Source organism: Leucobacter sp. cx-328 (genome assembly GCF_014530035.1).
In the GTDB taxonomy this organism is placed as follows: Bacteria; Actinomycetota; Actinomycetes; order Actinomycetales; family Microbacteriaceae; genus Leucobacter.
The window spans coordinates 67,708-81,832 of the sequence record NZ_JACVMX010000005.1 but is presented as its reverse complement, the minus strand read 5'-3'; the positions used below and the strand labels follow the sequence as shown (position 1 = coordinate 81,832).

Annotated in this window: 9 protein-coding genes and 2 tRNA genes; 7 read left to right on the top strand and 4 right to left on the bottom strand. The window is 62.0% G+C overall.

The annotated features are described in order from the left end of the window. Window positions 1-33: 33 nt before the first annotated feature. Both ICL81_RS08130 and ICL81_RS08125 read right to left on the bottom strand, forming a co-directional pair. Window positions 34-107 (bottom strand) — tRNA-Met (locus tag ICL81_RS08130). A gap of 229 nt (window positions 108-336) precedes the next feature. Continuing rightward, window positions 337-410, bottom strand: a tRNA-Met gene (locus ICL81_RS08125). A 218-nt stretch (window positions 411-628) separates the two neighbouring features. On the opposite strand from ICL81_RS08125, the gene ICL81_RS08120 reads away from it, so the two are divergent. From ICL81_RS08120 to ICL81_RS08110, 3 genes are all read left to right on the top strand, one after another. Next, complete coding sequence (locus ICL81_RS08120; RefSeq protein WP_188034410.1) at window positions 629-3,118, top strand: hypothetical protein; 2,490 nt, start codon at window positions 629-631, stop codon at window positions 3,116-3,118. Window positions 3,119-3,229: 111 nt separating this feature from the next. Further along, window positions 3,230-4,840 carry a S1C family serine protease gene (locus ICL81_RS08115; RefSeq protein WP_188034409.1) on the top strand — a complete coding sequence of 537 codons (1,611 nt, stop codon included), beginning with the start codon at window positions 3,230-3,232 and terminating at the stop codon, window positions 4,838-4,840. Window positions 4,841-4,936: 96 nt separating this feature from the next. Next, window positions 4,937-7,330: a CDP-glycerol glycerophosphotransferase family protein gene (locus tag ICL81_RS08110; protein ID WP_188034408.1), complete on the top strand. Its 2,394-nt coding sequence runs from the start codon at window positions 4,937-4,939 to the stop codon at window positions 7,328-7,330. Between the two features lie 55 nt (window positions 7,331-7,385). Here ICL81_RS08110 and ICL81_RS08105 read toward each other — a convergent pair whose 3' ends face one another. Then, window positions 7,386-8,438: a glycosyltransferase family 2 protein gene (locus tag ICL81_RS08105; protein WP_353055466.1), complete on the bottom strand. Its 1,053-nt coding sequence runs from the start codon at window positions 8,436-8,438 to the stop codon at window positions 7,386-7,388. A gap of 38 nt (window positions 8,439-8,476) precedes the next feature. On the opposite strand from ICL81_RS08105, the gene ICL81_RS08100 reads away from it, so the two are divergent. The 4 genes from ICL81_RS08100 (at window position 8,477) to ICL81_RS08085 (ending at window position 12,803) form a co-directional block, all read left to right on the top strand. Beyond that, complete coding sequence (locus ICL81_RS08100) at window positions 8,477-9,760, top strand: CDP-glycerol glycerophosphotransferase family protein (RefSeq protein ID WP_251381969.1); 1,284 nt, start codon at window positions 8,477-8,479, stop codon at window positions 9,758-9,760. Between the two features lie 64 nt (window positions 9,761-9,824). Continuing rightward, the gene (locus tag ICL81_RS08095) at window positions 9,825-10,898 is read left to right on the top strand and encodes an ABC transporter ATP-binding protein (protein WP_353055465.1); all 1,074 of its coding nucleotides are present in this window, start codon (window positions 9,825-9,827) and stop codon (window positions 10,896-10,898) included. After that, window positions 10,868-12,442 carry a hypothetical protein gene (locus ICL81_RS08090; RefSeq protein WP_188034407.1) on the top strand — a complete coding sequence of 525 codons (1,575 nt, stop codon included), beginning with the start codon at window positions 10,868-10,870 and terminating at the stop codon, window positions 12,440-12,442. The genes ICL81_RS08095 and ICL81_RS08090 overlap by 31 nt, the downstream gene beginning before the upstream one ends. Before the next feature lie 88 nt (window positions 12,443-12,530). Then, complete coding sequence (locus tag ICL81_RS08085) at window positions 12,531-12,803, top strand: DUF3039 domain-containing protein (protein WP_188024730.1); 273 nt, start codon at window positions 12,531-12,533, stop codon at window positions 12,801-12,803. Between the two features lie 27 nt (window positions 12,804-12,830). On the opposite strand, the gene ICL81_RS08080 is transcribed toward ICL81_RS08085, so the two are convergent. Beyond that, window positions 12,831-14,123 carry a nicotinate phosphoribosyltransferase gene (locus ICL81_RS08080; RefSeq protein ID WP_251381984.1) on the bottom strand — a complete coding sequence of 431 codons (1,293 nt, stop codon included), beginning with the start codon at window positions 14,121-14,123 and terminating at the stop codon, window positions 12,831-12,833. Window positions 14,124-14,125: the final 2 nt, after the last annotated feature.

The following is a 14,125-nucleotide window of genomic DNA, read 5'->3' as shown; positions in this document are numbered from 1 at the left end:
TGGTAATCACTTGACCAGGGCCTTTCTCACTAGTTGCGGGAGCAGGATTTGAACCTACGACCTCCGGGTTATGAGCCCGGCGAGCTACCGAACTGCTCCATCCCGCGGCACATCTAAGAGACTAGTGGGGGTTTGCGGATATCGCCTAAACGAGCGTGTTTCGTGGGCGCGTCATGGCGAGTCGCCTTCGTTTGGAATTCGACCGTCGTTAGGGCGAAGCTGAGCAGGATTGTCCGGTCTTTGGCCGATCTCCAGGCGCAGGCGCGCGGTGGCAACTTTCTGGCATACAAAAGCCGGAAGGCCCTGATCTGTGATAGATCAGGGCCTTCCTCATAGTTGCGGGAGCAGGATTTGAACCTACGACCTCCGGGTTATGAGCCCGGCGAGCTACCGAACTGCTCCATCCCGCGGCACATGTAAAACAATACACGGCGTATGAGGATCCGACGAATCGAGGCCGAAGAGCCAGTCGTTTCGGGCGTGGCGGGTGGTGTGTATAACTCCCTGACTCGACGCGGGGTTCCGCAGAATCATTGGCATCGCGGAGAGTTCGCGGTGCCGAGGGGAGGCTGCCTTGAGTACGAGGCCACATCGACCACAGACAGACCGAGCGACATACAGAAGCTGGGTGAAAAAGCGAACGAACGCTGTCCGGCGCGCGGTGATGGGCACGTTCGTGGTCCTGCTGGCTTTGAGTTGCGGCGTTGGATGGACACTGGGTCAGCCGCCAACAACCGTGCAAGCGGCGAGCTTTGGGCCTGGCGTCTGGACCTCGAAGTGGTTTATGGGCGCGTACCTGGTGCCCGGTACCAAGCTGGCGGTGTACTGCCTCGAGCCTGGGGCCGAGACGCCGCTCGACCCGCAAGCGCCGGGGGAAAACAACGTCTCAACATTGCGCGGGTACTGGACGGCCGGAAACAAGCACTACGTTGCGCCGTACAGCGACCCGGCAGGGCTGCGCCAGATGGCCTACATTCTGCATAACTTCGGTGTGCCGCTTCACACGGTCGCCGACCCCAACGGGCGTGCGGCTGCCGTTTCGATGGCAATCTGGATTATTCGAAGCGCGGGTGATTCTTGGTTGCAGGAGAACGTGATCCGCGATCGCCGTGCGAGCGGAGCAGCGTGGGTTGCGCTTGCCGATCAAATGGTGCGCGAAGCAAAGCTGAACGCGAAACCAACGCCAGCTATTGCTGAGGTTATGGCTCCCACGATGCATTGGGAGGGGGAGATCCGCACGGCAGGCACACTCGTCGCGGCCGCGGGCACGAAACAGGTTCAACTCAAAGGGGCCGTCGCGAGCGGCGATCCTGATGCTGGTGTGCAGTTTTCACCTGATCGCAGATCGATAGCGATTACGGACGGCCGCTCGCACTCGATCCGCTGGGATCAAGCGCTTGGGAAGACTGACGCCACCGCGACCGGGCCGAGTGCGGCGGGGTCTTGGGAAGTATCGCGACGAGGGTGGCCGGCAGCGGTCACGGTCTTCGCGGGTCGGGACTCGGCAACGCAGCAGCAACTCGGTGTTGCGCGGCAGGAAGTGGTGACGCGAGGTGGAAGTTGGGGCGGCATCGCTCCTGCGCCGGTTGAGTTTAGGCCAACCCTGTCGACGCAGGTTGATGTGGTGCGTCTCTCGCCCACCGACGAGCCGACCGACCGGGTGGTATTCGCAGCGGAGTCCGGCTCGCACTGGCCTACTTATGTTGAGAATGACGAGCGGAAATATCGTGCGCTTGAAGCGGAAGGCACGTTGTATGGTCCACTCCAGCAGCTCCCAAACAAAGACCCTGACCCTGCGAAGCTGCCGATCGCTGCACAAGTGCGGCTTATCGCTAATGAGGGCCCAGGGGAGTACCTTGCGACCGCTCCAGCCGGCTCGGCGCGTGAGGTTGGGTTTTACAACTGGGTATGGCGCATACGGGGCGCTGATCAGGGCCCCGAGCTGCAAACCGGACCGGAGGAAGCATGGCATCTGCGCGGTGACTACGCATTTGCGGACGAGTTTGGGCAGCCCCAGGAAACACATGTGCAACCCATGCGTGCCGTCCCACTTACGAGGCTACGTGACCAAGTCTTGCCAATTGGCGGATCAACGGTCGCCCGATGGGACTTCGCGTGCGAGGACGACGGGTGCCTCATCGCGAGCAACACAACGATTCCTCTCGTGGTGCGTTCGACGGTGTACGAAGCGCCGCGAAATGTATTATCGCAGGCGCAAGCCCCGGAAACTGCGCGGGTGCTTGCGCGACTGCTGACCCATGTCCAGGTCGGCGATGCAGACATGCAGGCACAGGCCTCAGTCGTCGACGATGACGGTGGACGGCTGCGCTCGTTGCCGATGTCAGTCGCTGATACCGGAGCTGAAGCCGAGCTCGGGGTTGAAGTGGAAGTGTTGGTGCCGCGTGAGGTGCGAAGTGGAGTGACCGTGCAGTCTTGCGTGCTCCAAGAAGATCAACCAGAAGAGATTCAGCCGCTCATTGACGACACCTGCGATGTGTGGGGTTCGCCAGAAGCGTCTGCGGTCATTGAGCAACCTAAAGTTGAAACTGAGGCATTGCAGCAGGTTAACGTCGGGGAGCTGATGCATGACGTGGCCAAGGTTTCGGGTGCGTTACCGGAGGGGATGCGAACAGAACTCACGTTTACCGCCTTTCTGCAGCCACGGGCGGGGCAACCTATGTTTGACGAGGAATGGCGCGAACGATCAAGTGAAAAGCCCTGGACCGCGGCGGAGGTCGCTGCTGCGTCCTGCGAAGCACAGCCTGTGGCGACAACGGCGGCGGTGCACGTTACCAAGACTGGCGCACAGTTCAGGTCGCCGACAGTGACTGCGCAGAGTGATGGCGTTGTCTACTGGGTGGAGACATTGTTGGCGCGCGATGACGAGTCAGGTGAGGTGATCGTGCTGCACCGTGGTGATTGTGGCCTTGAAAATGAACGAACGGTTGTGCATCGGCCGCCGAGCCCGCCCCTAGTCTTCACCGGAAACGGGCACTTGAAGCTGACCGTCTTTTGTGGCATCGGTTTGTTGGGATGCGCTGCCGCGGTGTTACTGACAGGCATGATTCGCAAACGGTGCGTGTGGCGTGCGCGGGATGCAGTCGCCGATATCGAATAGCGAACCAGAAGCCACGCAATTGATGTGCAGCAGGCTCGCAGGTTTTGTTCGTCAAAAACATAGGAAATTACGAGAAGCTAGAGGCACCAAAGACCAAGAAGGACACTGCTCATGGCGAATACCCCAGAATCTGAACAGTCGACGCCGACGCCGGAGTCGACTCTCCCTGTTGAGACCGCTGCGGGTGCGGAACCCGCTGCTCCTGTAGCTCCTGCCACTCCTGTGGTGCCTGCCGCGCAGGGTGCTCCGGTTACCCCGGTTGCCCCCGCTGCGCCGGCTGCGCCCGCACCCACGGTTGCGCAGGTCGCACCGTCAGCGTCAGTAGCACCCGCTGCTCCCGTTACGCACCCTGCGCCTGCAGCTCCAAGTGCACACGCAGCGCCTGCTGTCCCTGCTGCGCCTGCGCATCCGACGCAGCAGGTCACCGAGGTACTCCCGCCCGCCGCGGGCCACGACCACGGTCAGGTTCCGCCTGTGCCGCCGACCGGTGGCGAAGGTGGCGCGAGCTTCGGCCTGAACCCAGAGCCCAAGAAGTCAGCTGAGAAGAGCAAGGGCAACGTTCTGCTCGTTGGCCTTGCGATCGGTGCGCTGCTTGGTGGCATCGTAGGCGGCGGCGTCGCAGCGATCGTATCTGCGAACTCGCATCCGGCGACCGCAGTAAACCAGAGCGCAGTGACATTGAACAATGCTTCGACCGCGACTGATGTGACGCAGGTTGCACTTGTCGCGACCCCGAGCGTTGTCACCGTGCTTGTCTCAGGTGATGGTGCTTCGGGCTCTGGCTCTGGCGTCATCTACGGCGATGAGGGCTACATCATCACGAACGCCCACGTCGCACTGCTTGATGGCGCGACGAGTAATCCGACCGTACAGGTGAAGCTACACGACGGCAGCGTCCGTGATGCGAAGCTCGTCGGCACCGCACCGTACACCGATATCGCTGTGTTGAAGGTTGACCCTGAAGGACTCACCCCGATCAAGGTTGCTGACTCGAGCAAAGTCAATGTTGGTGACCTTGCAGTCGCAATCGGCGCACCGATGAGTCTGTCGAACACGGTCACCAGCGGCGTCGTCAGCGCGCTCAACCGCGGCATCACGGTCGGTAGCCCGCTCGTTCCGAGCGACCCGAACGCGCAGCAGGACGAGAACGGTTCTAATTCGCCGTGGGACTTCCGCTTCGATTCGCAGAGCCAGGAGCAGCAGCCCACCGGTTCGGTAACGCTCCCGGTGATTCAGACGGATGCCTCGATCAACCCTGGCAACTCGGGTGGCGCACTGCTGAACGGCGCCGGTGAACTCATCGGAATTAACGTGGCTATTGCTTCACCTGGCGCGAGTGAGGGCACCGCGGGAAGCGCAGGCCTTGGCTTTGCGATCCCCGCAAACGCAGCAGTTCGCGTCGCTGACGAAATCATCGCAGGCGAGAAGCCAACCTACGGCTTGCTCGGCGCAAGCGTGCTCGACGCAAGCGCTGATACCGACGTTGACGCGCAGGCCGCCGGTGGCCTGATCGCTGAGGTCGTCCGTGGCGGTGCAGCGGCGAAGGCTGGTTTGAAGGTCGGTGACGTTGTCACCGCAGTTGATGGCGTGCCAGCAGCAGACGGTGTCACCGTCTCAGCTCTGGTCCGCACTCACGGCGCCAACGAGAAGGTGACCATCGATTACCTGCGCGGCGGTGTCGCCGGACAGGTCGAGGCCACCCTCGGAAGCCTTGATTGGTAACCATTAGCAACAAGATGAATACCCTGTGCGGCGGATCCGAATCGGTTCCGCCGCACAGGCATGTTCACCCCAGCGAGATGCCCTACAGTTGGTGAAATGAGCAAGAGCCGGTTCCATTTCGCCACGGGCAACCTTGTCAAGCTGCTCTCGATCCCCGCATACGCGTTCGGCTGGCTGTTCTCCTGGTTCGTACCGCGTAAGCACGACCGGTGGGTGTTCGGGAGCGGCATTGGCGTTGGAGAGGGAGCCCTTGAGGTTGCGCGTGCCCTCAAGCTTCGCGATCCGCACGCCGAAATCTTCTGGTCGATCGCGTCAGGCGACCGGGCAGAAACCGAGACCGCGCTCGCTGCAGCCGAAGGGTTCATCCCGCTGCAACGTGACTCCTGGCAAGGATTCTGGACGACACTCCGCGCTCGTCACCTCATCGTCACCCACGGCCTCGGCGACGTGAACCGATACGCGCCGTTCCGCGCACTTGTCGTGCAACTCTGGCACGGAGCTCCGCTCAAACGCATCCATCTCGATTCGCCCGTCACCATGACGTTCAGCGGCCCGGCTCCGCTCCGCGCGGTCCTGCGCCGTATGTACCTGCGCGGCACTCAGCAGGTTTCGCTCTTCGTCGCCGGCTCCGTCGAATCGGCACAGCGCATGCGTTCGGCGTTCCGAGTACAGCCGGGCAAGGTCCAGGTACTCGGTGATGCACGCGACGATCAGCTTGCACGTCAGGCGGCAGACCCCGCACGTGCAACCGATGCGAAGCGGGCAGTGTGCGCGCTCCTCGGTGGCGCTGTTACCGGCTCAGACACGATCATCATGTACGCGCCAACCTGGCGCGACGGCGAGACCGACGCTGCGATCCCAACAGCAACAGAAGCTGCTGACCTCATCGCACAGCTCGAACGGTCAGACTCGCACCTCGTGATTCGCTCGCACCCGCTCGGCGAGGGAGAGTACGCGCATCTCATCGGTGATCGAGTGCACCTGCTGTCGAGCGAGCACGCCCGTGACATTACTCCGCTGCTCAGCGCCTTCGACTTGCTCATCACTGATTACTCCTCGATCGCGGTCGACTTCTCGCTTCTGCACCGTCCGATTGTCTGGTTTGCACCAGACCTCGCACACTACGAAGCGACCCGTGGACTGTACGAGCCACTCCACGTCACGACCTCCGGCCGCATCGACACGACCTGGGCTGAGGTGCAAGCACGTCTCGGCCGTCTGCTCGAGTCCGGTAGCCGTGAGCACTGGGAAGCAATTCGCCAGGCGAAGGCACTCGCGGACCGATTCCATGAGTTCCCTGCTGGCGGATCCGCGCACCGTGTCCTCGACGCAATCGCGCAGCTCGATACTCCCGCTGCCGAACTCGTGCCGGCGAACTCAGTGTTCTTTGAATCGTTCTATGGCCGCCAGGTGAGCTGTAACCCGCTCGCAATTGATCGTGAAATCGTGGATCGTTTGCCCACGGTGCCTCGCTACTGGAGCGTCACGAGCGAGGATCAGGCGGTGCCAGCAGGCGCAGTTCCCGTGCTCGTCGGTGGTCATGAGTGGCACGCGGCTCGCAAGCGCGCAGCGTTCCTGGTCGTCAATGACTGGCTGCGTTTCGGCTTCAAGCGCCAGCGAAATCAGGTCGTCCTGCAGACTTGGCACGGCACGATGCTCAAGCACCTGGCGCTTGGTCGGCCGAATGTGTCTCTGCGAACGCGGATCGCGATCCGCCGTGAGAGCGCACGTTGGTCGCTGATGATCTCCCAAAACCCACACTCGACGGAGCAGTTCCGCAAGAACTATGCGTTCAAGGGCGAGATGCTTGAGACAGGATACCCGCGCGATGACAGGCTCGCGCAGGCCGTCATGGTGGATCGCGACGGCAACGCAGAGATCAATCCAATCGTCCGCAGTGCGGCCCGCAAGAGCCTCAGTCTCAGCGATGACGCACGCGTGCTGTTGTACGCGCCGACGTGGCGTGAGCGGCAGGTAGGTCCGAGTGACGATCTCGACGTGGTGAAGCTCGCGCAGGAGCTTGGCGATGGTTGGACGGTCATTGCTCGCGGGCACACCCGTACGCACGATCTTGGCGGCTATGCGACGCAGGGTCTCGGCAACGTGATCGACGTGTCTCGCCATCCAGACATCAACGACGCGCTGCTTGCGTGCGACCTGCTCGTGACTGACTACTCATCCGTCATGTTCGATGCAGCGGTGTCGCGCACGCCTATGTTGTTCTTCGCTCCTGACCTCGCAGCGTACCGCGACAGTGAGCGTGGCTTCACGTTCGACTTCGAACGCGAGGCGCCCGGTCCAATCTTGGACTCGCGTACCTCGGTTGTGGCGCACGCGCTCGAACTCGGTGCTGCCGGCGATTCGGCAGCGTGGCGTCAGGAATATGCTGCACGTGCGGCCGCATGGCGGAAGAAGTTTGCGCCGTTCGACGACGGTCGCGCCGCGGCACGTGTAGTCGACTCGCTCGAGGTGCGCGGCCTGCGCGGCTAGCTCCGGTCTGTGGATGTCCGGTCTGCGCTCGGCGCAGCACGGACATCCGTGAACGCTAAATCCGCGACCGGTCGACGACCTTGCCGCCGCCGAAGATGATGCCGCGCAAGAATCCGGAGCCCCACGACGTATGCATCGTTACGAGGGTGACGGCCGTGAGCCACCGGTCGCGAAGCCCGTGTTGTTCTGGGATCCGCGCCACTGCAAAGACGATTCCAAGGACATAGAGTGCGGTCGGCGCCCAGAGAATCGACCACGCTGAGGCAAAAGCCATGACACCGCACGCCTGCAGTAGCAGCGTGATGAGGCCGATCACGAGACCGACAACGAGCGTGCCAGGGGCGAAAAATCGCCAGGGATTTGCGCCGCCGTACTTACGGACGAGGACAGCGCGCCAGTTACCGGTCGCGAAGAATTGGCGAGAGAGCGCACCGAAGCTCGCACGCGGCCAATAGGTGACGCCGAGCTTGGGTTCGAACCAGATAGTCTCACCGAGACGGCGGATCCGCAGGTTCAGTTCCCAGTCTTCACCGCGCAGAATCGCGGGATCATAGCCACCGACCCGGTCAAGCACGTCACGTCGGAAGACACCGAGATACGCAGACTCGGCTGGGCCGGGTGTACCGTCCCCGTGGTACGCGCCGCCGCCGAGGCCATATGGGCTGTTGTAACCGCGGGCGATCGCGCGTTGCACAGGCGTGGATCCCGCAGCGAGCATGATGCCGCCAACATTGGCTGCGCCGGTCGAGCGCAGCGCTGCGATCGCGACACGGGTGTAGTCAGGGGTGAGTTCCGAGTGGGCGTCAACGCGGATCACCACGGGGAAGTGGCTTGCGCGGATTGCGTGATTCAGGCCGGTAGGGATGTCGCGCTCGGGGTTGTCGACGAGGACGACGCGGGGGTCACGCCCTGCGATCCGCGCCGCAATCTCATTGCTCGCATCGCGAGACGGGCCGAGCGCAAGCACGATCTCCTTCTCACCGTCGTAGTCCTGCGCGAGGATCGTCTCGACCGCGGCCTCAAGGAAGTCTTCCTCGTTGAGGACGGGCATGATGTAGCTCACAGCGGGAAGCTCGGGCAGCTCCGGGAGGGGATTGGCAGCGCTCACAACACGATCTTCCCATACCTGCCCGGTATCCTTGCTTTATGCAGTTGGCGAAAGACAGTAAGCGCGCAATCAAGCTCGCAAAGCGGGTCCTCAAAGGACGGAAGGCGCACTTTGAGTTGCGCAAGCTGCTTGAAGAGCGCGGCCCGCTGCCCGTCGGAAAGTACCGTGTTGGCGTGTACTTCGCTGACAGCGACGTGAATATCTACCAGATGCGTCAGTGGTACGCGCCGCTCGCGGAGCTCTCGAAGAGCTGGCCCGTTGTCGTCCTGGCGCGCAACACTGCGGGTGCACGCCAGCTCATCACGGAGAGCGGCCTCGACGTCGTTCACGTGCCCAAGGTGACGCACCTTGAGCGTTTCATCGAGCAGGAACAGCTCGATGTCATTCTTTACGTGAACCAGAACACGCGTAACTTCCAGATGATGCGCTATGGCTCGCGTTGGCACGTGTTCGTGAATCACGGCGAGAGCGACAAAATGTATATGACGAGCAACCAGTACAAAACGTATGACTATGCGTTTGTTGCTGGGCAGGCCGCTCGCGCACGATTGTCTGCCGCACTGTGGGATTACGACGTTGAGTCGCGCACTATCGAGATTGGCCGTCCGCAAGCTGACTATTTCGACGGCGAACCGCCATTCCCCGCAGATGGCCGTACGGTCGTGCTCTATTCACCAACTTGGGAAGGCGACCGACCTGCAGCGAGCTACGGCTCCGTGGAGTCGCACGGTGAGGGGCTCGTGCGTGAGCTCCTTGCGACAGGCAAGCACCGTGTGGTCTACCGCCCGCATCCGCGTAGCGGTGTTGTCAGTGAAAGCTTCGGGGCCGCGAACAAGCGCATCATTGCGATGATCGCCGCGGCAAACGAGGCCGATCCTGCAGCTCATCACGTCTATGACACCGCTCCGGCTCTTGGCTGGCAGCTGCGTGTGCCAGACGTCGCGATCTGTGACATCTCGGCGATGGTGTACGACCGGCTCGCAACTGGCAAACCGCTCATGGTTACCCGTCCGATTGCTGAAGAGGCCACCGTCGACGAGGGCGGCTACCTCAGCGTGTGCGAGTGGCTTGATGCGTCGCAGACCACGTCAATCGCCGACGTGCTCGACGGTGTGATCAACGACGGCACCGCCCGCGAGCGTCTCGGTGTGTGGTCAGAGCGATACTTCGGCGACACGACACCGGGGGCGCCGACCAAGCGCTTCCACGCTGCGATCGAAACGCTGATGGAGCGGGCGGCAGCGCATCGTGCTGCTGACGCTACTCAGCACAGATCTCAACCCGACGGTGACCTCGGTACTCACCCGGGAACCGAAAAGTAACGTGACGGCATCGACTCCTGTGAGTCGACCGGTCGCGACGATTAACGTTTGGTAGATTAATAGCGTGCAGCACGAATCCTCTTCTGCGACCAGCGATGGCGCGTCTGAACCAGACGTGTTACCCACTGGCGCCAGCGAATCCGACGTGAATTCGACCCCTGCGCCGCGAGTGCGACCGAGTCGCACGTCGGCAACGCAGGCTGAGGCTCCTGAGCGTTCTGCGCCAGAGCCAGAGCAGGCGACCGTGAAGACGCCAGAAGCGGCTGATGCTCAGGCAACAACCTCGCACGCTGCGCCCCGCACGGGCCGTATCGAGGTGCCGATTCCCTCGGTCGTTCGTGCTCGTGAGCGCGGCCGAATTGCCACGCAAAACCCAGTCGTCCTGCGCACAGAGATGCTCACCAAGATCTACGGCTCGGTTGTCGCCGCTGGCGAAGTGTCAATTGAGGTACACGCTGGCTCCTTCACCGGCTTTGTCGGCCCGAACGGCGCAGGCAAGACCACGACACTTTCGATGATCAGTGGCCTGCTGCGTCCGTCCTCGGGCCGCGTGACGGTCAGCGATGTTGATGTGTGGGCCGATGGTCCTGCTGCAAAGCGCCTTATCGGCACACTGCCCGACCGACTACGTCTGTTTGACCGTCTGACTGGCGCCCAGCTGCTGTACTACTGCGGCGTCCTGCACGGCGTTCCAGAAGCAGACGTTGCAAAGCGCGGCGCTGAGCTTGCGCGGGCCTTTGGCCTTGACTCGGCGCTCACTCGTCTTGTCTCTGACTATTCCGCTGGCATGCAGAAGAAGATCGCACTCGCGTGCTCGATGATTCACGCGCCGCAGGTGCTCGTGCTTGACGAGCCGTTCGAAGCGATCGACCCTGTCTCGGCTGCAAATCTCACCGAAATTCTTGAGAAGTACGTCGCAGGCGGCGGCAGCGTCGTGATGTCGAGCCACAGTCTGGACCTGATCCAGCGCGTGTGCGACCACGTCGCAATCATTGTTGATGGCTCGGTCATCGCTCAGGGCACCGTCGACGATGTTCGCGATGGCATGAGCTTGGAAGAGCGGTTCCGTTCGCTTACTGGCGAGCGCGAAGAAGAGAAGGGGCTCGAGTGGCTGCAAGGCTCTTCCGACTCCGAGTAGCACTGCTCGGCGGAATCTTCCGCGGCTCCGCAGGTCACGTCGTTCGCGCGGCGATCCGTCTCATGCTCGGCTTCGCTGCGGCCGTGCTGCTTGGACTGCTGCCGCTGCTGGTGGTGAACGATATCGTCGTGCGTGACACGATCGACGTGCTCGTTGGCTCGATCCTGCTGATCGCTGCAACCATCGTCCCATTCTTTGACTCGCGTCGTATGCTCGATGTTCGCCAGTTCACTGCCTACCCGGTGCGTTCACGCTCGATCGCATGGGCAATGCTGTCCTCTGGCGTCTTGACGTGGCCGTTCTTCACCTTCATTGTGTGGCTAGTGACTGTGCTGTGTACCCGCCCGCTGTGGACGGTCGGCCCTGTCTGGGCTGTTCCGCTCGCTGGAGTACTGACTGCGCTGTTCGTATTGGTGAGCGCTCGGCTGATGGCAGGTCTTTCCAAGCTGTGGGTGAGTGCCCGGATCGAAGGCACCGTTCGCCTCATCGGCGTCGTCCTGTTGATTGCAATCGTTCCTGTCATCGCTTTTGCCTTCGCCACGGTGTTCCGTCCTGAAGAAGCACAGATGCTTGAAGACGCAGCTCGCGTGCTTGGATGGACGCCCTTCGGTGCTGGCCTGACCGCAAGCTCAATGTTTGGCACCGGTATGACCGTCGACGCGCTGCTGCGCCTGAGTGTATTGCTCGGCTCGACGATCGTGCTTGGTGGTCTGTGGTTCCTCGTAGCCGGCAAGACTCATGTCTCGCTTGAAGCGCCGGTCGACGTGCTGAGCGCCCGACGCGGCCTCGGCTGGTTCGAACGCTTCGCAGCTCGCCCGGCTTCAGCAATTGCTGCGCGTCAGCTGACGTACTGGGCACGAGATCCGCGTTACCGTGTTGCGCTCGCTGCTATTCCGATCGCGCCGATCGTGATGCTGCTTGCCTTCTGGGTGGCCGGCGCAGATATTCGCGTGCTCGCGGTGATTCCGCTCCCGGTGCTGATGCTCCTCTTCGGTTGGTCGCAGCACAACGATGTCGCAATGGACTCGACGGCGATTTGGGAACACGTCGCAAGTGGTGTTGACGGCCGCGCAGATCGTTGGGGCAGACTTGCTCCTGTACTGATGTTCGGCGTTCCGATCGCGGTGATTGGCTCAAGCCTGACCGCGACGATCATCGGTGATTGGCGTGTGTTGCCAGCTCTGATCGGCATGAACCTTGGTGTGCTGTTGGTTGCGAGTGGCGTTTCGAGTATCTTCTCTGCACTGATGCCGTATCCTGCGACGCGTCCCGGTGAGAGCCCCTTTGCGCAGCCGCAGTGGTCTGGCTCTGGTTCTGGCACCGCTCAGACGATGTCGATGATCACCGCCGCCATGCTCTCGCTCGTCCCTGTACTGCTCTCGGGATACGCGATTGCGGTGCCCGAACTTGGCTGGAACATTCTTGCGCTTGTCGTTGGTCTCGGCTTCGGCTTGCTTGTGCTCATTGTCGGCGTGCTGATTGGTGGCGCGATCTTCAATCGACGCGGTCCAGAACTTATCGCGGCAACACAGATGTTCGACTAGTTCACTGGAGTGCGAACTGCTCGTGAAAAGCCGGCTGGGTCTTATTTCGACTCAGCCGGCTTTTGGTTTGCGCGGTAGAATGCCAGCTATGGGAATCTTTACGCGACGTGAGTCTGAGCCTGCTGGAGGGGTCGACGTTCTCGACCGCGAACTCGAGAAGCTTCTCGAAGACTCGCAGATTGAAGACGGCGATCACGAGCGTTTTTCGCACTATGTGCCGAAAGACAAGATCCTCGAATCGGCGGTGACCGGCAAACCCGTGCGTGCCCTCTGCGGCAAGAAGTGGACGCCGTCGCGTGACCCCGAGAAGTTCCCGGTCTGCCCAGACTGCAAGAAGGTGTACGAGGGAATGCGTAAGTAACGCACCCCCTCGCAGAGACCCCGCGCTTTACCGGTATTCGGTAGGGATAGCGGGGTCTCCTCGTGTGAGGCTCATTGCCACGAGTGGCAGCTCTGCGACGCTCGTAATATGACGTTCGCGTGCGAGCGCGATCCCCTCCTGGCCGGTATGACCGGACTCGATTTCGCCGTTGAGCATGAGCGGTACGAGCACGTCTCGACCGGTGGTCGCTGCGGCGGCGTCGTCGTTTGCGTGCGAACCGTGCTGCTCTGCAGGGTCGCTGCTCGCAAAGATGAGCTCTGCGTTTGCGTGCCCCTTCGCGTCAAAAGTGCGTCGTACAGACTTGCGGCCGCCGACGGTGGCCTTGTCTGCACTCTTTTTCGCGACTGAGACCCACTCGCCGTCGTTTCCCTGGCGGGAGACGAGCTTGTAGACCATACCCATGGTCGGGGTGCCTGAACCAACAACCACCGAGGTGCCGACCCCGAACGCATCGACCGGAGAGTGGGAAAGCGCAGCCACGGTGTGCTCATCGAGGTCGTTTGTGACGGTGATCTTCGTGTTGGTTGCGCCGAGGCTATCAAGCAGGTTTCGCACCCGCGCGACGACGACTGGGAGATCGCCCGAGTCGATGCGCACAGCGCCAAGTTCGGTGCCAGCAACGTCGATCGCGGTGCGCACGCCCTGCTCGATGTCATAGGTGTCAACGAGGAGCGTGGTATCGACACCGAACGCGGCAATCTGTGCCTCAAATGCTTCACGCTCGCTGTCGTGGAGGAGGGTAAAGCTGTGCGCGGCGGTGCCCATCGTTGGGATACCGTACGTGCGACCAGCCTCGAGATTTGAGGTGGCGCCGAAGCCTGCGATGTACGCGGCGCGTGCGGCTGCGACCGCGCTGTACTCACCGGTGCGGCGTGAGCCCATCTCTGCAAGCGGCTTGCCATGCGCCGCATTGGTCATGCGCGAAGCAGCGGTTGCGACGGCAGAATCAGCGTTGAGGATGGAGAGGGCGAGAGTCTCGAGTACCACGCCCTCAGCGAAGGTTGACTCAACCGTCAGCAGTGGTGAGCCGGGGAAGAAGACTTCACCTTCGGGGTAGCCCCAGATGTCACCGCTGAAACGGTAGTTTGCGAGCCAATCGAGTGTCTCGGCGCTCGCAATGTTCTTGCGACGGAGGAACTCGAGTTCAGCGTCACCGAAACGGAACTGTTCGATTGCTTCGAGCAGACGGCCGACGCCGGCAACAACGCCGTATCGACGTGCGCCCGAGAGTCGGCGCGCAAACAGCTCAAAGACGCTCTGACGGTGAGCGGTGCCATTGCGAAGCGCCGCATCAACCATCG

Excerpts from the sequence above, each read along its gene's own strand:
- ICL81_RS08115 (WP_188034409.1), top strand. The coding sequence starts at position 3,230 with ATGGCGAATACCCCAGAATCTGAACAGTCGACGCCGACGCCGGAGTCG.
- ICL81_RS08110 (WP_188034408.1), top strand. The coding sequence starts at position 4,937 with ATGAGCAAGAGCCGGTTCCATTTCGCCACGGGCAACCTTGTCAAGCTG.
- ICL81_RS08100 (WP_251381969.1), top strand. The coding sequence starts at position 8,477 with ATGCAGTTGGCGAAAGACAGTAAGCGCGCAATCAAGCTCGCAAAGCGG.
- ICL81_RS08085 (WP_188024730.1), top strand. The coding sequence starts at position 12,531 with ATGGGAATCTTTACGCGACGTGAGTCTGAGCCTGCTGGAGGGGTCGAC.
- ICL81_RS08080 (WP_251381984.1), bottom strand. The coding sequence starts at position 14,123 with ATGGTTGATGCGGCGCTTCGCAATGGCACCGCTCACCGTCAGAGCGTC.